At 67.8% G+C, this 22437-nt stretch carries 23 protein-coding genes and 2 tRNA genes; 11 read left to right on the plus strand and 14 right to left on the minus strand.

Going from position 1 to position 22437, the window contains the following annotated elements:
- The first annotated feature begins 89 nt into the window (after positions 1-89).
- Both der and RMO01_RS11835 read left to right on the plus strand, forming a co-directional pair.
- Positions 90-1703, plus strand: a complete 1614-nt coding sequence (der, locus tag RMO01_RS11830; RefSeq protein WP_309629261.1) for a ribosome biogenesis GTPase Der — start codon at positions 90-92, stop codon at positions 1701-1703.
- Between the two features lie 140 nt (positions 1704-1843).
- Positions 1844-2668: an alpha/beta hydrolase gene (locus tag RMO01_RS11835; RefSeq protein ID WP_309629262.1), complete on the plus strand. Its 825-nt coding sequence runs from the start codon at positions 1844-1846 to the stop codon at positions 2666-2668.
- Here the strand turns inward: RMO01_RS11835 and RMO01_RS11840 are convergent.
- The 7 genes from RMO01_RS11840 to radA all read right to left on the minus strand — a co-directional run bounded on the left by RMO01_RS11840 (position 2629) and on the right by radA (position 8975).
- Complete coding sequence (locus RMO01_RS11840) at positions 2629-3579, minus strand: LytTR family DNA-binding domain-containing protein (RefSeq protein ID WP_309629263.1); 951 nt, start codon at positions 3577-3579, stop codon at positions 2629-2631. The genes RMO01_RS11835 and RMO01_RS11840 overlap by 40 nt on opposite strands.
- Positions 3492-4163: a hypothetical protein gene (locus tag RMO01_RS11845; RefSeq protein WP_309629264.1), complete on the minus strand. Its 672-nt coding sequence runs from the start codon at positions 4161-4163 to the stop codon at positions 3492-3494. Before RMO01_RS11845 ends, RMO01_RS11840 begins: the two co-directional genes overlap by 88 nt.
- A gap of 78 nt (positions 4164-4241) precedes the next feature.
- The gene (locus RMO01_RS11850; RefSeq protein WP_309629265.1) at positions 4242-4997 is read right to left on the minus strand and encodes an SDR family NAD(P)-dependent oxidoreductase; all 756 of its coding nucleotides are present in this window, start codon (positions 4995-4997) and stop codon (positions 4242-4244) included.
- A 40-nt stretch (positions 4998-5037) separates the two neighbouring features.
- Positions 5038-5424: a VOC family protein gene (locus tag RMO01_RS11855; protein WP_309629266.1), complete on the minus strand. Its 387-nt coding sequence runs from the start codon at positions 5422-5424 to the stop codon at positions 5038-5040.
- Positions 5425-5442: 18 nt separating this feature from the next.
- Positions 5443-6957, minus strand: coding sequence for an amidophosphoribosyltransferase (gene purF / locus RMO01_RS11860; protein WP_309629267.1), 1515 nt, complete (start codon positions 6955-6957; stop codon positions 5443-5445).
- Between the two features lie 28 nt (positions 6958-6985).
- Positions 6986-7582 carry a CvpA family protein gene (locus RMO01_RS11865; RefSeq protein WP_309629268.1) on the minus strand — a complete coding sequence of 199 codons (597 nt, stop codon included), beginning with the start codon at positions 7580-7582 and terminating at the stop codon, positions 6986-6988.
- A gap of 25 nt (positions 7583-7607) precedes the next feature.
- On the minus strand, positions 7608-8975 hold the full coding sequence (gene radA / locus RMO01_RS11870) for a DNA repair protein RadA (RefSeq protein ID WP_309629269.1): 1368 nt from the start codon (positions 8973-8975) through the stop codon (positions 7608-7610).
- Between the two features lie 149 nt (positions 8976-9124).
- On the opposite strand from radA, the gene RMO01_RS11875 reads away from it, so the two are divergent.
- Both RMO01_RS11875 and RMO01_RS11880 read left to right on the plus strand, forming a co-directional pair.
- Entirely contained in the window at positions 9125-9757 is a 633-nt protein-coding gene (locus tag RMO01_RS11875) for a hypothetical protein (protein ID WP_309629270.1), read from the plus strand.
- A 10-nt stretch (positions 9758-9767) separates the two neighbouring features.
- The gene (locus RMO01_RS11880; protein WP_309629271.1) at positions 9768-10388 is read left to right on the plus strand and encodes a DUF1176 domain-containing protein; all 621 of its coding nucleotides are present in this window, start codon (positions 9768-9770) and stop codon (positions 10386-10388) included.
- Here RMO01_RS11880 and alr read toward each other — a convergent pair.
- Entirely contained in the window at positions 10379-11422 is a 1044-nt protein-coding gene (gene alr, locus RMO01_RS11885; RefSeq protein WP_309629272.1) for an alanine racemase, read from the minus strand. The two genes, RMO01_RS11880 and alr, sit on opposite strands and share 10 nt — an antisense overlap.
- Before the next feature lie 130 nt (positions 11423-11552).
- Between alr and gltX the strand changes: the two genes are divergently transcribed.
- Positions 11553-12920 carry a glutamate--tRNA ligase gene (gltX, locus tag RMO01_RS11890; protein WP_309629273.1) on the plus strand — a complete coding sequence of 456 codons (1368 nt, stop codon included), beginning with the start codon at positions 11553-11555 and terminating at the stop codon, positions 12918-12920.
- Positions 12921-12966: 46 nt separating this feature from the next.
- On the opposite strand, the gene RMO01_RS11895 is transcribed toward gltX, so the two are convergent.
- The gene (locus tag RMO01_RS11895) at positions 12967-13278 is read right to left on the minus strand and encodes a CC_3452 family protein (protein WP_309629274.1); all 312 of its coding nucleotides are present in this window, start codon (positions 13276-13278) and stop codon (positions 12967-12969) included.
- Positions 13279-13410: 132 nt separating this feature from the next.
- On the minus strand, positions 13411-14016 hold the full coding sequence (locus RMO01_RS11900) for a TIGR00730 family Rossman fold protein (RefSeq protein WP_309629275.1): 606 nt from the start codon (positions 14014-14016) through the stop codon (positions 13411-13413).
- An 87-nt stretch (positions 14017-14103) separates the two neighbouring features.
- On the opposite strand from RMO01_RS11900, the gene RMO01_RS11905 reads away from it, so the two are divergent.
- Positions 14104-14841 (plus strand): hypothetical protein, encoded by a 738-nt coding sequence (locus RMO01_RS11905; protein WP_309629276.1) that lies wholly within the window; start codon positions 14104-14106, stop codon positions 14839-14841.
- Between the two features lie 95 nt (positions 14842-14936).
- Here the strand turns inward: RMO01_RS11905 and RMO01_RS11910 are convergent, their stop codons facing one another.
- From RMO01_RS11910 to RMO01_RS11920, 3 genes are all read right to left on the minus strand, one after another.
- The gene (locus RMO01_RS11910) at positions 14937-16136 is read right to left on the minus strand and encodes a winged helix-turn-helix domain-containing protein (protein ID WP_309629277.1); all 1200 of its coding nucleotides are present in this window, start codon (positions 16134-16136) and stop codon (positions 14937-14939) included.
- A 40-nt stretch (positions 16137-16176) separates the two neighbouring features.
- A complete protein-coding gene (locus tag RMO01_RS11915) occupies positions 16177-17490 on the minus strand; it encodes an Hsp70 family protein (RefSeq protein WP_309629278.1) in 1314 nt (437 codons plus the stop codon).
- Positions 17491-17596: 106 nt separating this feature from the next.
- Positions 17597-17671 (minus strand) — tRNA-Asn (locus RMO01_RS11920).
- A 56-nt stretch (positions 17672-17727) separates the two neighbouring features.
- On the opposite strand from RMO01_RS11920, the gene RMO01_RS11925 reads away from it, so the two are divergent.
- Positions 17728-18543, plus strand: coding sequence for an RNA methyltransferase (locus RMO01_RS11925; protein WP_309629279.1), 816 nt, complete (start codon positions 17728-17730; stop codon positions 18541-18543).
- 236 nt (positions 18544-18779) lie between these two features.
- Here RMO01_RS11925 and RMO01_RS11930 read toward each other — a convergent pair.
- Positions 18780-18853: transfer RNA gene (locus tag RMO01_RS11930), tRNA-Cys, on the minus strand.
- A 154-nt stretch (positions 18854-19007) separates the two neighbouring features.
- Here RMO01_RS11930 and RMO01_RS11935 point away from each other — a divergent pair.
- The 4 genes from RMO01_RS11935 to RMO01_RS11950 form a co-directional block, all read left to right on the plus strand.
- Complete coding sequence (locus tag RMO01_RS11935) at positions 19008-19637, plus strand: protein-L-isoaspartate O-methyltransferase (protein ID WP_309629280.1); 630 nt, start codon at positions 19008-19010, stop codon at positions 19635-19637.
- Between the two features lie 130 nt (positions 19638-19767).
- The gene (locus RMO01_RS11940) at positions 19768-21312 is read left to right on the plus strand and encodes a TolC family outer membrane protein (protein WP_309629281.1); all 1545 of its coding nucleotides are present in this window, start codon (positions 19768-19770) and stop codon (positions 21310-21312) included.
- Positions 21313-21472: 160 nt separating this feature from the next.
- A complete protein-coding gene (locus RMO01_RS11945) occupies positions 21473-22069 on the plus strand; it encodes a DUF2497 domain-containing protein (protein ID WP_309629282.1) in 597 nt (198 codons plus the stop codon).
- A gap of 77 nt (positions 22070-22146) precedes the next feature.
- A partial coding sequence (locus RMO01_RS11950; RefSeq protein WP_309629283.1) for a class I tRNA ligase family protein occupies positions 22147-22437 on the plus strand: 291 nt, incomplete at its 3' end.

Below are 22437 nucleotides of genomic sequence, written 5' to 3' on the forward strand. Positions count from 1 at the left end.
ACAACGGCGCGCTGTACGTTCTCACTGACCGGGGCCAGCTGGTCAGCATTCGCTGACCTTTAGCCCCCGAACTGCGTTAGAAGGCCGACATGGCTCTCAAAGTTGCCATCGTCGGCCGCCCCAATGTGGGCAAGTCGACCCTGTTCAATCGCCTCGTCGGCAAGCGCCTCGCGCTGGTCGATGACCGACCGGGCGTGACCCGCGACCGCCGGTATGCTGATGGCAACATCGGCGACATGGATCTGACCCTGATCGACACCGCCGGCTATGAGGACGTCACCGACGGCAGCCTCGAATCCCGTATGCGCGAACAGACCGAGGCGGCGCTGGAGGACGGCGACCTGATCCTGTTCATGATGGACGCCCGCGAGGGCGTGACCTCGCTGGACCAGATCTTCGCCGACCGACTGCGCAAGCAGCACAAGCCCGTCATCCTGCTGGCCAATAAGTCCGAGAGCCGCGAGAGCGGCGGCGGCATCGGCGAGGCCTATTCGCTGGGCTTCGGTGAACCCGTCGCCATCTCGGCCGAACACGGCGAGGGCATGGCCGACCTGTACGCCGCCGTGGTCGCCGCCAGCGCCGACATCTTCATCGAAGAGGTCGACGAGCCCGACAAGCCGATCCGCATCGCCATCATCGGCCGTCCCAACGCCGGCAAGTCGACCCTGATCAACCGCCTGATCGGCGAGGACCGCATGCTGACCGGCCCCGAGGCCGGCATCACCCGCGACTCCATCTCGGTCGACTGGGAATATGAAGGCCAGAACATCCGCCTGGTCGACACCGCCGGCATGCGCCGCAAGGCCCGGGTACAGGAGAAGCTGGAAAAGCTGTCGGTCGCCGACACCATCCGCGCCATCACCTTCGCCGAGGTCGTCGTCCTGGTGATGGACAAGGACAACGCCTTCGACGTGCAGGACCTGCAGCTCGCTGACCTGGTCGAGCGCGAGGGCCGGGCCCTGGTCTATGTCGCCGCAAAATGGGACCTCGAAGAAGAGCCCCAGGCCAAGATGGCCGAGTTGAAGCGTCTGGCCGAGGACAAGCTGCCCCAGCTGAAAGGATCTCCCTTTGTGGCCCTGTCGGCCCATTCGGGGCGCGGCGTCGAGCGGCTGATGCCGGCGGTGCTGAAGGCGCACGAGACCTGGTCGGTGAAGGTCAAGACCAAGGACCTCAACGACTGGTTGTCCATGGCGACCCAGAGGCATCCGCCCCCCGCCGTCGACGGCAAGCGGATCAAGACCAAATACATGGCCCAGACCAAGGCCCGTCCGCCGACCTTCGTGCTGTTCGCCAGCCGGGGCGGGAACCTGCCCGAACACTACATCCGCTACCTGACCAACTCGATCCGCGAGAGCTTCGACCTGCCCGGCGTGCCGATCCGGCTGACGGTCAAGGGCGGGTCGGAGAACCCCTATGCGACCGGCGGCGCCAAGTCGGGCCCCGAACGCTACAAGGGCGACGCCAAGACCGCGCCGCGCGCTGTCCGCAAGAAGGCCGAGGAAATGTCACACCTGCCCGGCAAGGCGCTTGAGCAAAAGAAGACCCGCGTCGCCAAACCCCGCATCATCGGGGCGGTGAAGAACAGCGCGTCGAAGAAGGCAGGCTCGTCTGTGGCGATCCAGAAGGGCGCGCGGGGCGGGGCGAGACAGGTGTCGCGGTCCGGTCGCGTGCGGACGGGGCAGAAGCACGCGCCGAAGAAGTAGGGGGGCTTTTTTGGCCTGTCGCTCAGCTCGCGAGCCTCGTTGCTCGAGGGACCGCCTGAAACCAAAGGTGACGCTATTGGTCAGGCCAATGTCTCGACAGCGGTGATATGGTGAGGCTTCACCTAGTCAGGAGCCTCCCCATGCCGATGATCACCACCGCCGAGAACGTCGAAATCTTCTACAAGGACTGGGGGACGGGGCGACCGATCGTCTTCTCGCACGGCTGGCCGCTGTCGGCGGACGACTGGGACGCCCAGATGCTGTTCTTCCTGCATAAGGGCTATCGCGTCATCGCCCACGACCGGCGCGGACATGGCCGTTCGACCCAGACGGCGACCGGCAACGAGATGGACACCTATGCCGACGATCTGAAGGTGCTGTTCGAGGCGCTGGATCTGAAGGATGCGGTCATGATCGGCCACTCGACCGGCGGCGGAGAGGTCGCGCGCTTCCTGGGCCGTCACGGCACGGGCCGGGTGTCGAAGGCTGTGCTGATGGGGGCGGTGCCGCCGATCATGCTCAAGACCGAGGCCAATCCGGGCGGCCTGCCGATCGAGGCGTTCGACGGATTCCGCGCCGCCGTTGCCGCCAACCGGGCCCAGTTCTACGTCGATGTGCCGGCCGGACCCTTCTATGGCTTCAACCGGCCGAGCGCGAAGGTCGATCAAGGCGTGATCGACAACTGGTGGCGTCAGGGGATGATGGGCGGGGCCAAGGCCCACTGGGACTGCGTCAAGGCCTTCTCTGAAACGGACTTCACCGAAGACCTGAAGTCGATCGACATCCCGGTCCTGGTCCTGCACGGCGACGACGACCAGATCGTGCCGATCGCGGACTCGGCCCTGCTGTCTGCGCCCCTGCTGCCGAAGGGCGTGCTGAAAGTGATGCCGGGCCTGCCGCACGGCATGGCGACCACCCATGCGGATCAGGTCAACGCCGAACTGCTGGCCTTCATCGAGGGTTGAGACCGGCCCAGCCGCGCCAGGAAGGCGTCGCGACAGGTGCGGCTGACGACCAGCTCCGCGCCGCTGTCCATCGTCGCCCGCCAGGCGCCGTCGGACAGCGGCATGAGGTCGGCGACGCGGGCCAGGTTGATCAAGGTCGATCGGTGGCCGCGCGCGAACCGCGCGGTCTCCAGCCGCGTCTCCAGCTGCTGGAGGGTCTCGCGCAGAAGGCCCTCTTGATCGCGCCAGTGAACGACGGCGTAGTTGCCGGCCGAGGAGATCCATTCGACCTCGTGCGGGCTGACCGGGACACGGCGGCGACCGACCGAGACCATCAGGGTCGTGCGGTTCTCCGGCGTCGGAACCTGCGGAGCCCGCAGGGCTTCCAGCGCGACTGCGAGGACCTGCAACTCCCGTCTGTGGCGGTCCGCTCTCAGCCACCAGGCCGCCGCCAGACTCGCCGCGATGATCGCGGTATAGAGCAGAATGGCGACCGGCAGACGGTCGATGGAGCGGCGCAACAGCTCGACCGCTGTCCAGTCCGCCCCGCGCAGGGCGCGGTCGATCCCCGTCGCGGCGACAGCGGCGAGGGGGACGACGGGCAGGGTCAGGACAATCAGCAGGCCGACGGCTCGCGCCCCGGCCTCCATCAGCCCGAGCACGGCCCAGACCACCAGCCCCACCGCGATCCATGGAGAGAACATCAGCCCCGCCCAACCGATGGATTCGATGAGGCCGAAACCATAGTCGCGCCGCAGGAACCAGGCGGCGGAGACTGCCGTCGCGCCGTAGCTGTAGGCCGCGACGGCGCCGAGCACTGCGGGGAAGGGAAGGCGGGGCAGGGTCAGGCGGCCACGGAGCGGGTGCGGCTGCGGACGATCAGGGTCGCGATCCAGACTACGGTCAGCGACTGGAACAGGACCGTCGGCCAAAGGGCGCTCCAGGGGGGGGGCAGGAAGGCGAGGAAATTGCCGGAGAAGGCGGACAGCACCGCGCTGTAGGCCCCGACCATCTTCCATAGGTGCTCATAGGCCCACAGACGAGGGCTGAACGGCCAGTCCAGCGGACGCCAGAAGCGCCAGAGATCCCACCCGCCCATCGACAGAGCGCCGTAGGCCAGGGCGATCAGGATCTGGGGCGGGGCGTCGCCATAGCCCATGATCGCCATCCAGACCGTCAGCAGGCCGATGCCAAGGGTAGCTACCGTCACGATCCAGTCCAGCGGCCGCGCCCGATTCCGGCGGCTCAGGTCCGGTCGCTTGCGTCCCAGCACGCGAAGGCCGGAGAACAGGGTCAGGGACGCGGTCGCCGACAGGCCGAGGAAATAGGGATCGGGTCTAAGCGCCGTCATGGCCCAGGCGCAGACCAGAAGAACGATCATGAACCCTGCGAACACGCGGCCTGACAGCCGGTGCAGGCGGGATCCCTTACGAGTCAGGATCGGCAGGACGCCGACAGCGACGGCGCAGAATCCGGCGCCGATGTGGACGATCAGGAGCGATGTGAAGACGGTCATGGCCGCCTTCCTCGCCGGTTCCGATCGTCGGGCCGAGCGTCCGGGGACGAACGCCAGATCGCCGGGACGAACCGCGTCCTAGATCAGGGCGCCTGCGGGCAGGTCGGTCTTCCAGTCCTTGAAGGACACCCTTTGCGGCGGGGTCAGGTCGCCGCGCGCCAGTTCGACGATCAGGGGGCCGAGTTCGGACGGGGCCGGCAGGGTCATGGGGTCTTCGCCCGGGAAGGCCTGGGCGCGCATCTGAGTGCGCATCCGGCCGGGGTCGAGGACGCTGACGCGGACGGACGTGTTCTCGATCTCGTCGCCCCAGGCCAGCATCAGGGCCTCGGCGCCCGCCTTGGTCGCGGCGTAGAGGCCCCAGAAGGCCTTTGGCTCGCGGGCGAGGCTGGAGGTCAGGTGGATGACCCGCCCGGCGTCGGAGGCGCGCAGCAGGGGCTCCAGCGAACGGATCAGCCGGTAGGTGGCGGTGAAGTTGGTCTTCTCGATCTTGGCGAAGCCGCGCGGGTCGATATGGCTGACCGGCGTCAGGCCCTGGGCGCCCAGGGTGGCTGCGGCGTTGACCCAGATGTCGAGCTTGCCGAACCGGCCGAAGATGGCCCCGCCCAGACGGTCGATACCACCTCCGTCGATCAGGTCGAAGGGCACCAGCGTCGCGTGGCGGCCGGTGGCGGCATAGATGGCGTCGTCCAGTTCCTCGAGCGCGCCTTGGGTCCGGGCCGTGGCGACGACGTGGGCGCCGGCGACGGCGAGGGCCAGGGCGGCCTCGTAGCCGATGCCGCGCGAGGCTCCGACGACAAGGGCGATACGATCATTCAGGGGGAGGTCGGAAGTCATGGCGCCTGATAGCGCGGCGACACAGGCGGCGGAAGGCGGTTCAGAAACCTTCGCCAGCCTGCCAAAGGCTGAAGCAGACGCCCTGGTCGTCGCTGACGGCGCAGCTGAGGCCCGTCGGGCTCTCCGCCGGGATCGCCGCCTTGCCGCCGAGTTCGGTCACTCGGGCGCAGGTCGCCGCGATGTCGTCGACGCGGAAGTAAAGATTGGGGTGGTCGCGCGCACGCTCGACCTTGGTGAAGCCGAACGGGGGATCGCTGTCGGTGACGTGGGCGTAGGTCGATTTCGACACATCCTCGTCGAAGGTCCAACCGAACAGGGCGCCATAGAAGGCCTTGGCCCTGGCAATGTCGAGTGTGTCGAGGGTGAAATAGCCGAGGTTGATCATGACTTCCTTGCCGGCGCGATCGGGTCCGAAAACCGGCGTCACTTTTCCGGATCGCGCCTGTTAAGCGCTGACGAGCAGCGAAAGTTGCCGGCCGATGACATCGCGGCCGCCTTCCTCGATCTCGCGGTCCACCAGACGGGTCGGATAGTCGCCGGTGAAATAGTGGTCGGTGAACTGGGGATGGGCGTCGTTGCGGCCCGTCTCGCCCATCGCCTTGTAGAGGCCGTCGACCGACAGGAAGCCGAGCGAATCGACCTCCAGCATCTGGCGCATCTCTTCCATGGTCTTGTTGGCGGCGATCAACTGGTCCCGTTCCGGCATGTCGATGCCGTAGAAGTCGGGCCACAGGATCGGCGGCGAGGCGGAACGCAGGTGGACCTCGGTCGCGCCGGCGTCGCGGACGGCGCGGACCAGTTTCACCGAGGTTGTGCCGCGCACGATCGAGTCGTCGATCAGCACGACCCGCTTGCCCTCGACCACCGCCCGGTTGGGGCTGTGCTTCATGGCCACGCCCTTTTGGCGGGCGCCCTGGCTGGGCTGGATGAAGGTGCGGCCGAGGTAGTGGCTGCGGATGATGCCCATCTCATAGGGAATGCCGCTTTCCTGGGCGTAACCCAGAGCGGCCGGGACGCCGGAGTCGGGCACAGGCACGACGACGTCGGCCTCGATCGGGAACTCGCGGGCCAGGCCCTCGCCCATGCGTTTGCGGACACCATAGACCGATCGGCCGTTCACGACGCTGTCGGGGCGGGAGAAGTAGACGTATTCGAACAGGCAGGGGCGGGCGGCGCGGGCTGGGAAGGGCTTCAGCGAGCGCAGGCCTTCGTGGTCAATGACGATGACCTCGCCATGCTCGACGTCGCGGACGAAGGTCGCGCCAATGGTGTCGAGCGCACACGTCTCCGACGCCATGACCCAGGCCTCGCCGAGCTTACCGAGGACGAGCGGGCGGATGCCGAGCGGGTCGCGGGCGCCGATCATCTTGGTTCGGGTCTGGGCGACCAGGGCGTAGCCGCCCTCGATACGGGCCAAGGCGTCGATGAAGCGGTCGACGATCCTGGCCTTACGGCTGCGGGCGATCAGGTGAAGGATGACTTCAGAGTCCGAGGTGGACTGGAAGATCGAGCCCTCACCGACCAGCTGGTTCCGCAGGTAGTGGAAATTGGTCAGGTTGCCGTTGTGGGCGATGGCGATGCCGCCCTGATCGAGGTCGGCGAACATCGGCTGGATGTTGCGCAGGAAGCTGCCGCCGGCGGTGGAGTAGCGGGTGTGGCCCACGGCCGCCGGGCCGGGCATGCGCTTGGCCAGGTCCGTGCCGCCGAAGGCCTCGCCGACGTGGCCCATGTGACGCTCGGTGTGGAAGCGTTCGGTGTTGACCGAAGCGATGCCGCAAGCCTCCTGACCGCGATGCTGGAGGGCGTGAAGGCCCAGGGCGACGATGCCCGAGGCCTCGTCCTTGTCGGCGCCCCAGACGCCACAGACGCCGCATTCGAGGCGCGGATGGTCGTCATCCGCGTCTCGATAGTGCTCCCGGTGAACGACCGGGGGCTGGATGTCGTGAGGCAAGCTGCGCATCGTGGAGGCTCCGATGACAGGCGAAATTTTACTGGGCGGCGGACGGGCGCGAGTTAGGGCCGGTTTGGGGCGAGGGCAAGGCTTGATCGTTCGAAAAGCCTCTGCGGACGGACGAATCGACCACGGGGCTGATGGCGTCGGCGCCGCGACCGATGCCGGGCAGGATGATCTGGATGGCGCGGGCGGCGCCGGCGCTGAGCGGGCGCAGTGCAGCCTCGCTCAGCCAGCGCGGCGTCTTCTCGCCCGGCATGGCCGCAACGATCACCAGATGGATGGCCCCCAACAGGACCAGGGACCGGCCCGCGCCGACCAGAATGCCGACCAATCGGTCGATGCCGCCGAGGGTGGGGTGGGCCTGGGCGCGCTTCGACAGGATCGAGCCGAAGATGCGGATGCCGAAATAGACCAGCAGGAAGGAGGCGATGGCGGCGAAGATCGAACCTGCCCAGTCCGGGTCGATCAGGGCGCGGCCCAGAGGCGCGGTCAGGGGCAGGGCGACAAGGGCCAGGAAGGCCGCCAGCACGAAGCTGAGCAGGGTGATGATCTCGCGCGTGCCACCGCGAACCCAGCCGGCGGCGGCCGAGGCGAGGATGACCAGGATGGCGAAGGCGTCGAAGCCGGTCATTCAGTTCCCGTGCAGACCACGGACCCTAATACCTGTTCTGCGAGATTCGTTCGACCGCCTCGGTCAATCGGCTGACGCCCGTGACCAAAACGCCGCCGCCCTTGACCGTTAGGGGGGGGGACAGGGCCTGGTCGAAGCCGAGTTTCTGCGCTTCCCGGAGGCGGGCTTCGGCGCGACCGACGGCGCGAACCTCTCCGGACAGGCTGATCTCGCCGAAGACGATACAGCCCTGGGGAAGGGGCATGCCGGTGGCGGACGAGATCAGGGCGGCGGCGGCGGCGAGATCAGCGGCGGGCTCGTTGATGCGCAGACCGCCCGCGACGTTCAGATAGACGTCCTGATCCCCGAAGCCGAAACCGCAACGCGCCTCGAGCACCGCCAGGATCATGGCGAGGCGGCCGGTCTCCCAGCCGATCACCGCCCGACGGGGGGTGCCATAGGCGGATTTCGAGACGAGGGCCTGAATCTCCACCAGCACAGGGCGGGAGCCCTCGATGCCGGCGAATACGGCGGCGCCGGGGGCGCGGTCCTTGCCTTCGCCGAGGAAAAGGGCGGACGGATTGGAGACTTCGCGCAGGCCCGCGTCACCCATCTCGAAGACGCCGATCTCGTCGGTGGCGCCGAAGCGGTTCTTGCCCGCGCGCAGGATGCGGAATGGATAGCCGCGCTCGCCTTCGAAGCTCAGGACGGCGTCGACCATGTGTTCCACTACGCGGGGACCGGCGACCTGGCCGTCCTTGGTGACGTGGCCGACGAGGACGACGGCCGGGCCGCCGGCCTTGGCGAGGCGCACCAGTTCGCCGGCGCAGGCGCGGACCTGGGTCACCGAACCGGGGCCGGCCTCATGGGCGTCGGACCACAGGGTCTGGATCGAATCGACGATGACGATGTCGAACTTCTCGCGCTTCAGCGTGCCCAGGATGTCGCGCAGCGCCGTGGCGGAGGCGAGCTGGACCGGGGCCTCGGACAGGCCCATCCGCTTCGCGCGGGCGCGGATCTGTTCAATCGCCTCCTCGCCGGAGATGTAGGCGACCCGGGCGCCGGACAGGGCGGCGCGGCCGGCGACATCGAGCAACAGGGTCGACTTGCCCACGCCGGGATCGCCCGAGAGCAGGATGGCCGAGCCGGGGACGACCCCGCCCCCGCAGACCCGGTCGAACTCGGTCACCCCGGTGACGATGCGGGGCGGCTCCGGCGTTTCGGAAAGCAGGGACTCGAACTGCAGACCGCGCGCCCTCGCGGTCGAGGCGGTCTTCAGCGCGCCGGGCGGCGAGGCCGACCGGCCCTCCTCGACAATGGTGTTCCACTGGCCGCACGACCCGCACTGGCCCGACCACTTGCCGTGGACGCCCCCGCAGGACTGACAAACATAGATCGCACCGTCTCTGGCCATGGGTGACGGCTTACAGGAGTCGGCGGCGAGGTGGCAGGGGGCGGTTTCAGGCCTGCGACCGTTTCAGACGTAGGCAGGGCCCGTCAGGATTGAAGCCTTGCGCAGATGGTCGAAACGCCGTTCGTTGCGTTCATCCTATGGGGGAAGACATGAAGAGTATCTGCATTGCGGCCATCGCCGCGCTCGCCCTGGCCGCGTGCCAGCAGGCGGCTGACACCGGGGCCCCGGCCGATGCCGCAAGCCCGTCGCCGGCCAGTTCGGAGGCCGCCGTCGCTCGCATCCTGGCGATGCCGGTGATGGAGCGTTGCGGGGGCGACTGGCCCGGCCATGCGGCCCCGACGGCGAACCAGGTCATCGATCTGGGCGGCGGCGCCTTCGCCGTCCTGACGGACTGTCACCCAAACGAGGAAGGCCAGGCGCCGTGGAAGACCCTGCACGTCCAGGGCGCCGACGGTGTGCTCAAATCGCAGTCCCTGATCCTCTTCAACGGACCGGAGGCGGAGTTCGACGAAGGCTACGACTGGGAGCCGAGCCTGACGTCAGAAGCGACGTGGGATGCGGCAGCCAAGGAGTTCGTCTGGTCCGACACCATCGGACCGAATGAGGGCGAAACGTCCACCCAGACGAGGACCATGCGCTGGCGCTGGGACGGATCGAAGCTGGCGATGGCCAGCGCGGTGCGCGTGACCCATGCCACGCCAGGCGCGCCTGCGACCGGCGAAGTGGCCGGTTGGCCCGTTGCGGGCAAGACGGATCCCACGCCCGCCGCCGTTCCCGTCTAGGAGTGAGACGATGATCGTGAAGCCTTTTTGCAGTCTGTTGGTGCTCGCGATGTTGGCGGGTTGCCAACCGTCCGCCCCTGAACCCGCCGCGCCTGCGGCGGCCATCGAGACGGCCGCCGTCACGCCCGAGCGGCTAGAGGCGTTGAAGAGCCAGGTCATGACGCTTGTAAAGGCCGATGAGGACTGCGCCCTTCCCGACTTCATGGAGCAGGAGAGAACCGCCGAGGCCGTCGATCTGGGAGGCGGGGACGCCGGCGTGGTCGTGATCTGCTCGACCGGTCGGGCGGACCAGTGGAGCCGGGTCTATGTCTCGGAGGACGGCGGCGGGCCGGTACACGTCCTCCTGCCGCTTTATCAGTACCAGGACGCAGAGGGGTGGCAGACCTGGGACAGCATGTCGAATATGGGCTGGACCGACGAGCGCACCTTCGCCGGGTCGACCCGCATGCAGGCCACCGGCTGCGCGGAAGGCGCAAGCTGGCGTTGGGACGGGACGCGACTGGTCCTGGCCGAGCAGTGGCACATGGACTGCGATGCGATCACGGAAGACGGCGAGCTGCCCGATCCGATCCGCGATTTCCCGACCACGCCGCCGACTGAACAGCCTGCGGTGATCGCGCCTCAGGTGTGATCCAGGTAGCGGCGCTCGAAGCGGTTGCCGATGGAGGTCAGCAGTTCGTAGCTGATCGTCCCGGCGGCCGTGGCGGCGTCATCGACAGGGCGATTGGCGCCGAACAGCTCGACGCTGTCGCCGACGGAAACATCTGCGCCTGTGACGTCCACGGCGATGACGTCCATCGACACCCGACCCAGTAGGGGGCGCAGGGCTCCGGCCGCCCAGACCTCGCCGCGCGGAGAGCACGATCTCAGTATGCCGTCGGCATAGCCCGCGCCGCACGTGGCGATGCGGCGCGGCCGGTCGGCGATGAAGCCGCGCGAATAGCCGACGCTCTCACTAGCGGGCAGGTCGCGAATCTGGAGAATCTCGGCGGTCAGGGTTGCGACGGCTCTCAGTCGGTTGTCGGGCCGTCCTTCAGGTCCGCCGCCATAGAGGCAGATGCCCGGGCGAACGGCGTCGAAACCGTAGTCGGGACCGAGGAAACAACCGCCGGAGTTGGCGAAAGATTTCAGAGTGCCCGGGTAGCGCATTGAAACGGCTGCGAAAGCATCGCGTTGGCGCCGGTTCATCGGCTCGGCGGGATCGTCAGAGCAGGCCAGGTGGCTCATCACCAGTTCGAGACCGGCGAAAGGCTCAGGCGCGTCTTCCGGGCGGAATCCGAGACGGTTCATGCCGGTATCGATCTGGAGCCCGCAGGCCCCGCCGCTCGCCGCTCTCCAGGACGCGACCTGGTCGCCGTGGTTGAGGATCGGACGCAGGTCGGCGGCTTTCAGCGCACCCGCCGCCTCGCCGACGCAGCCGTCCAGGACATAGATGGTCGGGTCCGGGCCGAGCGCCACGCGAAGTGTGACGCCCTCATCGAGGCGGGCGACGAAGAAGGTGCGCGCGCCCTCGGCGAGCAGCCTTTTCGCCACCGGGACGGCCCCGAGACCATAGGCATTGGCCTTCACCACCGGATGCACGGACACGCCCGACACCGCCTCCAGCGCATGGAAGTTGTGCGAAAGGGCGTTCAGATCGACGGTAAGGGAGCCGGGCGCGGTCATCGACGCCTTATGCCGCAAGATCGTTGCGGGAAAAGCCGAAAAGCGACCGGATGGCCAGATCGCGGGCGTCCTTGACTTGGGGCGGCGTGTGACCGACCTACGCGCCTCGCTTTCAAGGTCTCGCTGCCCCATGTCCGTCAAGGTCCGTTTCGCCCCGTCGCCCACCGGCAAGCTGCACGTCGGCAACGTCCGCACCGCCCTGGTCAACTGGATGTTCGCCCATACTCTGAAGGAGGCGGGGGGCCAGGGGGGCTCTTTCGTCCTCCGCATCGACGACACCGACCTGGCCCGTTCGACGCCCGAGTTCGAACAGGGGATCGAGGACGACCTGACCTGGCTCGGCCTGTTGTGGGACGAACGCTACAACCAGTCCAAGCGGTTCGACCGCTATCACGACGCCGCCGAACGGCTGAAGAAGGCCGGGCGTCTGTATCCGGCCTACGATACGTCAGAAGAACTGGATCGCCGCCGGAAGGTGCAGCTGTCGCGTGGCCTGCCGCCGATCTACGACCGCGCCGCCCTGGCCCTGACTGACGAGGACAAGGCCAGGCTGGAGGCCGAAGGCCGCAAACCCCACTGGCGCTTCAAGCTGGATGGCCGGCGGGTCGCCTGGGAGGACCTGTCGCGCGGTCATGCCGAGGTGGACACGGCCTCAATGTCGGACCCGGTGCTGATCCGCGAGGACGGTCTCTATCTCTACACCCTGCCGTCGGTCGTCGACGACATCGACATGGGCATCACGCACGTCATCCGTGGCGAGGATCACACGACGAACACCGGCGCCCAGATTGAGATCTTCGAGGCCTTGATCGCCGCAGGTCTGGGCGCCGAGGTTCCGAACTTCGCCCACATGCCGCTGCTGGTTGGTGCGGACGGCGCGGCCCTGTCCAAGCGCCTGGGATCGCTGTCGGTCGCCGAAATGCGTGATCAGGGCTATGAGCCGATCGCCATTACCAGCCATCTGGGCAGGATCGGGACGTCCGACCCGCTGGAGGTCGCCGCCGATATCCATGCCCTGGGGCTGGGCTTCAGCTTCGACAAGATGGGCCGGTCGCCGGCGCGTTATGACACCGAGGATCTGGATCGTCTGAACGCCCAGGCCCTGCATGCCATGAGCTATGCGACGGCGAAGGATCGTCTGGCGGCGCTGGATTGCGATCTGGGCGAGGTCTTCTGGGAGGCCGTGCGGGCGAACCTGACGAAGTTCGCTGATGTGGTCGATCTGGCGCGGATGGTGCGGGGGCCGGTGACGCCGGTGATCGAGGATCCGGCCTTCGCGGCCGCGGCCCTGGCCGTCCTGCCGGAGGTGATCGACGCGGGCGCCTGGTCGACCTGGACCAGTGCGGTCAAAGAAAGCACCGGCGCAAAGGGCAAGGCCCTGTTCATGCCGTTGCGCCACATCCTGACGGGGCAGCCGCACGGGCCGGATATGGCGACGATCGTGCCGCTGATCGGGCGCGAACGGATCGAGAAGCGCCTGAGGGGCGAGGTCGCCTAGCGATCGAGTGAAAAGGGGCGGTCCGGTGGACCGCCCCTTTTGTCTGTCAGGCGTTGCAGACGGCCAGTTGTTCGGCCGTCAGGGCGGTGCCGCGCCACGAGAACTCAGTGACCTGGCCGAGGCGGGCAGCAACGCGGCGGCAGGCGCGCGGGGCGGGCTGGTTGGCGCCGCCCGAGGCGGTGCAGGTCTGGCCTTCGCAGCGCCAGCTGGCGCCATCGATGATGGTGGCGCGGGTCGGTGCGCGCGAGGCGTCGACCAGGACCAAACGGGTGGCGGCGCCCGCGGACGGGGCCTGGGCGACAGCGGGAGCCGCAGCGAAGGCGGCGCAGAGGGCGAGCAGGGGGAGGACGGCGCGCATGGGGGAGACTCCGGTGCAAGAACGGACCGACACGGTCCAGCGTCAACGCAGGCATAGTGCGTTGTTATTCGAAACTGTCAATCCGGGTTTTCAAAAGAAACGCACTGCAGGGGTTGACTAAGCGATGATCACTTATCGCTGATCATGTTTCAAGGGCGCAGAAGCGTCAGCATGTCGCATCGCTGCGATCGCCTCCTCAACCGTGTCGCAGACTGTCCAGGCCTGCAGAAAGGACGGGGGGGTGAAGCCGGTCTCCACGCTCTGGCGCATCAGGGCGAAAAAGGTCTCCCAGAAGCCCCCGATGTTGAGGAAAATCACCGGCTTGCCATGCAGGTCCAGCCGCTTCCACGACAGCAGCTCGACGACCTCTTCCAGTGTGCCGATGCCGCCCGGGGCGACCACGAAGGCGTCCGACTGGTCGTACATCAACTGCTTGCGCTCGTGCATCGAGGTGACGACGATGGTCTCTACCTCGTCGAACAGGCGTTCGCGGCTGCGCAGGAAGGCCGGCATGATGCCGAGGACCCGGCCGCCTGCGTCGTGCGCTGCGCGGGCCGAGGCGCCCATCAGACCCACGCCACCGCCGCCGTAGACCAGCCGCCAGCCTTCGCGCGCCGTCGCGGCGCCGAACTCGGCGGCGGCGCGGGTGTAGACGGGATCGGCCGCGTCGGAGGAGCCGCAGAACAGGCAGACCGACGGGCCGTCGAACGAAGCGATGGTGGGGGTGGACGCCGACATGAACCCTCGAGACGAGACGCAAGATTGGAGACAGGCCGGTCGCACCGGTCTATCTGGGCGATCAGTCCTACAGACCCGGCGGACAGGATGAAACGACCGATCGCATCGACATTGGCCGTGCTTGCCGCGCTGACCACTTCGGCCTGTGGCGAACAGGCCCCGCCGGCTGCTGAGACGGCGCAGGAATCGGGCTGGGTCATGCCGCCCGAGATCGCCGAAGTCGCGTCCAGCGGGCGCGAGCTGATCGTGCGCGGACAGGCCTCTCCGCTGGGCCGGGTGGTGGTCAGCGGCGCGGGAGACCTCGCCTATGCGGTCGGCGCCGATGCGGAAGGACGGTTCGAGTTGCGGGTGCCGCGACCGCCGCAAGACACCCTGTTCCTGGTCGAGGCGCGGGTCGGTCAGGAAGGGTTCCCCGCGCCATACCGCCTGCTGATCGGAGCGGACCCCTCGGCCCCGGTCGCTCTCCTGGCCATCGGTGCGCCGACACTGCGGCTGGACGCCGGTTCCGGTCTGGATGCCGTGGACACCGATGGACGGGCGTCCTTCGTCTCCGGGCGGGCGGTGGCCGGGGCCGAGGTCGTCATCGAGGGCAGCGTCCAGCGCACGGTGACGGCGGATGAGCGGGGGCGCTGGCGTCTTGCGGGCTCCGGAGACGGTTCGACGCCGATAACCATCGATGGAACGGCCTATGCGCCGGCCCCGGGGGGGGCGGCGACGCCCGATACGCTGCAAAGGTCCGGAGCGGGCTGGAGCATCGCCTGGTCGAGCCCCGGCGGCGGTCGTCAGTCGACTTGGTTCCCCGACAGGCCGGCAACGATCCGTTAACCAATTCAACTCAACCCTTGTGTGTTCTCTCCGAGGACACCCACCATCACCGAACCTGTTCAGCCCGGCGCCCGCGTCGGGCTTTTTCTTGGATCTCAGTCGGGCAGGGCGTCGGACAGGTCGGTCGCAAGGTCGCCGCGTTCCTTGACCTCGACCCGCTCCAGACCCAGCCAGCCCGCCATCCTGACCAGTTCAGCCGCCAATCGAGAGGCCGTCGCCGGCGTCGCCAGAGGCTCGCGCCAGGCGGCCTGAACCAGCAGGACTCCGGCCTGACGATCAGCCTTCAGATCGACCCGTGCCGTGATCGCTTCGTCTTCGAGGAAGGGCAGGACATAGTAGCCGTGCGCCCGCTTGTGGGCGGGGGTGTAGATTTCCAGCCTTATGCGGACGTCGAACAGCCGCTCGGTGCGGTCTCGGAACCAGATCAGGTTGTCGAACGGGGAGAGCAAGGCGGCGCCGTGGACCTTGCGGGGCCGGCGAGCGTCAGGGGCGGCATAGGCCGTGTTGCGCCAGCCGGGGACGGAGACTGGCGTCAGGACGCCCTCTTCGACCAGTTCGGCGACCCGGTCCTTGAAGCCTTCTACGGGCAGGCGAAAATAGTCGCGAATGTCGGCGGCGGTGGCAACGCCCATGCCGTCGGCGGCGATGCGGATCAGGGCGCGCTGTGCGTCGGCTTCGGATGGCGTAGGGAGGTTCTGGATTGCGGACGGAATGACCCGCTCGGCCAGATCATAGACGCGCTCGAACCCGCGACGGGTCTTCGTCGTGATCAACCCGGCCCAGAACAACCATTCGAGGGCTCGCTTGCCGTCCGACCATTCCCACCAGCCGGGCTTGCCGCGCGGCCCGGTGGCGAAATCGGCGCCCGTGACCGGACCGCGCCGTTCGATCTGGGCCAGGACGCCGTCGATATAGTCGCGATGCTCGCGACCGAAGCGATTGAGGCCGCTCCAGATGCCGTGGCCGTCGCGTGCTCGCTCCATCCGCCAGCGCATCAGGGGCTGGGTCTCCAGCGGCATCAACGAGGCCTCGTGGCCCCAGTATTCGAACAGGGTCGGCTTTTTGCCCCAGGCCTCCGTCTCCAGCAGGTCGCGAGGATAACCGCCGAGGCGTGAGAAGGCGGGCAGATAGTGGGTGCGGCTGACAACATTGACGCTGTCGATCTGGATCACGCCCAGACGCCGGGCCGTATCGCGCAACTGGCGCGTTCCGGCGGCCGGGGGATGGGGTTTGCCGAATCCCTGCGCAGCCAGGGCCATGCGTCGGGCGAGGGCAGTTGAGATCTGTTCGGTCATGGGCGCGCCGACCCTATCGGGCGATACCGGGGAAGTCTCGTCAGCGGCGCTCGGTCCAGAGATCGAGGTCCGTTTCCCGCCCGATCAGAGCCAGGCCCGAGGCGATCGATTCGAACTCGCCGCCGGTCTCGATCTTCTCGTGGTCGAATCGTCTTTGGAAAATGTCGCGCACGGCCGGGACGAAGGAGGTGCCGCCGGTCAGGAAGACCCGGTCGATCTGGTCCGGTCGCAGCCCCGCCTGGGTGATGGCCTGGTCGACGGCGCCTTCGATGGCGTTGAGCTCCGGCGCGATCCAGGCTTCGAACTCGGATCGGGCGACCGGCGCTTCCAGACGAACCGATCCCGCCTCGAAGACGAAGGTCGCGGTCTCGTCGCGCGACAGGTCCATCTTGAGCCGCGAAATGGCCTGGTACAGGGCGTAGCCGTGGTTGTCGTCGAGGACCTCGATCAGCCGTTCGACCTTCTCCGGCTCGACGGCGGTGCGAGCGAGGCTGCGGATGTCCTTCATGTCGCGCGAGGCCCGCAGCAGGGCCAGTTGATCCCACCGGGCGAACGCGGCGTAGTAACGCTGGGGGATGGGCAGGACCTTGCCAACGCTCCGGTAAGAGCCGCCCTTGCCCAGGGCCGGAGACACCAACTGGTCGATGATCCGGTAGTCGAAGGCGTCGCCGGCGACGCCGACTCCGGAACGGGCAAGCGGGGTCGATTGCAGGCCGTCGGGTGAAGGCTCGAAGCGGACGATGGAGAAGTCGCTGGTGCCGCCGCCGAAGTCGGCGACGAGGACGGTCGCGGGCTCGGTCAGGCTGCGGGCGAAGAAGAAGGCCGCGCCCACCGGCTCGTAGGCATAGCGGATGTCGGTGAAGCCGAGCCGTTCGAACGCCGTCTGATAGCGTTCAAGGGCGAGGTCCGCGTTGGGCGAGCCGCCGGCGAAGGTCACCGGGCGGCCGACGATGACACGAGGCGGCAGGTCGTCCATGTCGCCGCCGGCGTGGTGACGCACCCGCAGCAGGAAGGCGGACAGCAGGTCCTCAAATCCGTAGCGCCGGTTGTCGATCACCGTCTCGGTGAAGGCGGCGCTGGCGGCGAAGGTTTTGAAGGACTGGATGAACCGGGTGTCCAGCGGATCCTCGACATAGGCCTCGATGGCCCATGGGCCAGCCTCCACGACGCGTTCGGGCGTGCGGCCGTCCTCACCGGGATGCAGCTGGAAGCTCAGGGTCGAGCGGAAGGTCGCGAGGTCGCCCCCGGGCGCCTCGAAGCGGATGACGACTGCGTCGCCATCGCCTGAGGTCAGGGCCACAACCGTGTTGGTGGTGCCGAAATCAATGCCGATCGTCGCGGGGCGCGGAATCATGAGCGAAGCCTCGGAAAGCGACCGGACGGCGCTGGTGGACAGGTCTTGCCTGTGTGTCCGCCAGAAAGGCGGTAGCGCCGTATCGAAATCGGGCTAAAGCGCCGAGTGGCTCCGCGGGTAGGATTCGAACCTACGACCAGCCGATTAACAGTCGGCTGCTCTACCACTGAGCTACCGCGGAACAGGGGCTCGGGAGGCGGGCCTATAGCAGCGGCCTTCTTGATTGTGCAACGGGAAATGTCAGCCAACAGCGTTCAGTTCATCGATGACCCCACCGATCCCCGCGTGGCGGCCTATCGCGACATCCGCGAGCGTGACCTGACGGGGCGGGAAGGGCTGTTCGTTGCGGAGGGGGAGGTAGTCATCCGCACCCTGCTGTCGCCTGCGTCCCTGTGCCGGGCGCGGTCGTTGCTGATCGCGGCGAATCGACTGGACGCCCAGGGCGAGCTGATCGCGGCGGCCCGCGATGCTCCGGTCTATGCGGCCTCCCAGGCGGTGATGGACGAGATCGCGGGCTTTCCATTGCATCGCGGTCTGCTGGCGCTTGGCGAGAAGCCGGTCGAACGGTCTGTCGAGGATGTGCTGGCCGGCCTGCCGGAGGATTGCGTCGTCCTGGCCTGTGCCGGGATTGGCAATCACGACAACATGGGCGGCCTGTTCCGGAACGCGGCGGCTTTCGGGGCGGCGGCGGTGCTGAGAGACGAGCGCTGCTGCGATCCCTTCTATCGCAAGGCGATCCGCGTCTCGGTCGGCGCGGTGTTGCGGACGCCGAGCGCCAGCGCCGCGTCGCTGGAAAGTCTGATCTCGGCCCTGCAGGCGGCGCGGTTTGAGGTCATCGCCTTGTCGCCCGGTGCGACCGAGCCTCTGTCGAGCTTGACGGGCGGGGGGCGCCGGGCTGTTCTGGTCGGGTCTGAAGGGCCGGGTCTGCCGTCCGAGATCATGGCCCGTATCAGGACGGTGGGCATACCCATGGCGGGCGGCTTCGACTCCCTGAACGTGGCTGTGACCAGCGCCCTCGCCCTGTACCAGGTCGCGACCGTGTCGATTCGCTGACAGTGGCGTGATTTCAGCGCGTTAACGCTTCGTGCACCTTGATGAACGTTGATTTCCGTGCCGCTATGGAGGTCCGGGGAGGACGACATGGCTGCTATTCTGGGGTTCATGAGCCGCAATGTGCGGATCGCGGTGGCGATCGGCGTGGTCGCGGCGGCTCTCGGCGGCGCCGGCGCGATCGGCTGGCTGACCGCGCCGATCTGAGAAACTCATCATCGATCTCAATGAGATCGCGATGGAGGCCTGACCGGGAATCGAACCCGGGTGCAAGGATTTGCAGTCCTCTGCGTCACCACTCCGCCATCAGGCCATAGGGCTTTTTGAAAGGCCCCAGATCGCGAGGGGCGTTCGCTATCAGATCGCTCCTGTGGCTGCAACGCGATTGTCGCATGCGACGCACGGACCTATAAGCGCGCCAGATTTCCGGCTTGGCCGGTCGCTTCGCTTCAAGGATTCCGCGTCACATGGACTACGCTGCCGCTCGCAAGGTCATGGTGGACTCCCAGGTCCGGGTGAATGACGTCACCGACCGCACGCTTCAGGCCGCCCTGATGGCTGTGCCGCGGGAGCGCTACTGCACGCCGGGCCAGGCTTTCGCCGCCTATGGCGAGGTCGAGGTCGAGATCGCGGCCGGGCGCCGGCTGATGCAGGTGCGCGAGGTTTCCAAACTGATCCAGGCGCTTGACGCCCGCGCAGGCGAGACCGCCCTGGCCATCGCCGGACCCTATGCCGCCGCCGTTCTGGCCGAGATGATGATCTCGGTGACGGCGCAGGAAGCCGAGGCCGCGGTCTTTGACGTGGTCGGACCGGCCCTGGCCGACGCCGGCGTCGCCTCTGTCGTCGCTCCACTGACCCAACCGACTGGTCGGGACTGGGACATGATTATCTCCGAAGGCGCTGTCGCGGTTCGTCCGACGGCCTGGCTGGCGGCGCTGCGTGTCGGCGGCCGTCTGGCGGTGGTCGAGCGTCCGGGCCCGAGCGGCCGGGCGGTTCTGTATGTGAAGGGACGTGAAGGTGTGTCGCGCCGCGAACTGTTCGACGCAGCGCCGCCCCTGCTGGCTGAAATGACACCCGCCCCTGCATTCGCGCTGTGATGGCCGCGATTCCCACGGAGTCGGCTGGCGGTCGCGTGAAAAAAACTTAACTGGCGTAGCTGTAGCGGCTCACGCATCAGGCCTGCGAAGAGATATCGGCGCCGTCAGCGACGCCCATCGGGAAACTGCCATGTTCAAACGCTCGCGCGCACTCGCTTCCGTCGCCCTGATCGCCGTTACGGCCGGTCTGGCCGCTCCGGCCTGGGCCGAAACCCTGCAGGAGGCCATCGCCCTGGCCTACCGCACCAACCCAACGCTTCAGGGCCAGCGCGCCCAGCAGCGCGCCCTGGACGAAGCGGTGCCCCAGGCCCGGGCTGGCTTGCGCCCAACCGTCTCGGTCAGCGGCTCGGCTCGCTACACCCGGACCGACCTGCCCAACTCGCCGGGGGTTGATCTGAACGGAGACGGGCTCTTCACCGGCGCCTTTGACAGTCCGCCCAGCAACAACGTCACCGAGAGCGACTCGATCGGGGCCAGCATCGGCGTGGAGCAGACCCTGTATTCCGGCGGCCGGATTGCCCGCGGGATCGACGCCGCCGAGGCTTCGGTCCTCAGCGGCCGCGAATCCCTGCGCAGCATCGAGCAGCAGGTTCTGGGCGCCGTGATCCAGGCCTATGTCGACGTCCAGCGCGACGTCGAAATCCTGCGTATCCGCGAAGCCAACCTGTCGGTCCTGCGCCGCCAGCTCGACGAATCGAACGCCCGCTTTGAGGTCGGCGAAATCACCCGTACCGACGTGTCGCAGTCAGAAGCCCGTCTGGCCCAGTCGGAAGCCGACCTCGCCGGCGCCCAGGCCCAGCTGTCCGTCTCGCGGGCCTCCTATGCCGCCGTCATCGGCCAGGCCCCGACCAATCTGGAAGAGCCGCCCGCGTTGCCCGGCGTGCCGACCGATTTCGACGCAGCCCTGGACATCGGACTTGCCGAAAACCCCAACCTGCTGGCCGCCGAATACCAGCTGCGAGAGGCCGAGGCACGCCACGCCCAGGCCCGCTCGGCCCATCTGCCTTCGGTGGGACTCTCAGGCTCCTATGGCGGTTCCGCCCCCGTTGACGGCTTCGACCTGTCGGACCGGACGAACACCTTCCAGGCCGGCGTCAGCCTGTCGGTGCCGCTGTTCACCGGTGGCCTGAACAGTTCGCGCGTCGCCCAGGCCCTGGAACAGGCCAATGCGGCCAAGATCGAGATCGACCGCCAGAAGCGATCTGTCCTTCAGGGCGTCTCGAGCGCCTATGCCCAGGTCGTCTCGAACCGTTCACAGCTGGAAGCCGGCGTGGCTGGCGTCAGCGCCGCCCGCGTGGCCGCCGAAGGCGTTCGTCAGGAGCAGCAGGTCGGCCTGCGCACCACGCTCGATGTGCTGAACGGCGAGCTGGAGCTGCGCAACGCCGAGATCAACCTGGCCGTGGCCAAGCGTAATCTCTACGTCGCCCAGGCGTCGCTGCTGACCTCCATGGGGCGGCTGAGCGGCGAGGACCTGAACCCGGCGATCGAAATCTACGATCCGGCCGTGAACGCCCAGCGCGCCCGCCTGCGCGGCGCCGTGCCGTGGGACGGTCTGGTCGAGACGCTCGATCGCATCGCCGCACCGCCGATCACCCCGGCGAACGAGACCGAGAACGCGCCGATCGACACCCAGCTTGACGGCGAGATCGTCCGGACGGCGCCGAACTCGAACTGACGCCTGCGGATTAACCAGTCAGGCGAAAAACGCCCGTTGATTCCCACGGGCGTTGATGCGACGAAATGAATTGGGGCAGGGCTGAGCGTCGGCTCCGATCCACTTTGTTCGTCACGCGTGGGCCCAATGCGGCCGGCGCAGGTTCTTCGAAGGCCCGATCATGACCGACACCACCGCCCAAGAACCGACGATGGAAGAGATCCTGGCGTCCATCCGCCGGATCATCTCCGAGGACGACGCCCCCGCGGCCGAAGCGGCCCCGGCGCCCGAGCCCGAACCCGTCGAAGAGGCGTCGCCCGCCCTGATGGACGAGACGCCATCGGTTCAGGAACCCGAAGCCGAGGAAGAGATCCTCGACCTGACCGACCGCTACGAGGCTCCAGCCGCCCAGACGATCGGCGATCTGGACGTCACCGCCCCGGCCGACGAGCCTGAGCCCGAACCCTTCCCCACGTCATTCGCAGAGCCGGAGCGTCCCGCAGCGCGGGACCCCGAGCCGAGCGCCTCGTCCGTGCCTTACGATTCGCTCGTCGGGGAAAGCGCGGCGGCGGCGTCCGCCTCGGCCTTCGCCGGCCTGTCGGCCGCCTTCCGCCAGCCCGAGCCGATCCCGACCGGCGGCGTCGGCCCGACCATTGACGACCTGGCCCGCAGCCTGCTGCGCCCGATGCTGAAGGACTGGCTCGACGCCAACCTGCCGGGCATCGTTGAGGCGGCGGTAAAGAAGGAAGTCGAACGCATCTCCCGCAGCGCGGGCTAGCCCCGCTCGCCACCGGCGACTATGACCAACAGGGGCGGCTCGGATGGGCCGCCCCTTCTGCTTTCTGAGATGCCCCGATGCTTGAGAAGACGTTCGATCCCAAGGCCGCCGAGCCGCGGCTCTACGCCCAGTGGGAAGCCTCCGGCGCCTTCGCGCCCAGGACCGATGGCGCGGCCGAGGCCTATTCGATCGTCATCCCGCCGCCGAACGTGACGGGCTCGCTGCATATCGGCCACGCGCTGAACAACACCCTGCAGGACATCCTGGCCCGTTATCACCGGATGCAGGGCAAGGCGGTGCTGTGGCTGCCCGGCACGGACCATGCGGGCATCGCAACCCAGATGGTCGTGGAGCGCCAGTTGGCGGCC

This window comes from Brevundimonas sp. (assembly GCF_031412435.1).
In the GTDB taxonomy this organism is placed as follows: domain Bacteria; phylum Pseudomonadota; class Alphaproteobacteria; order Caulobacterales; family Caulobacteraceae; genus Brevundimonas.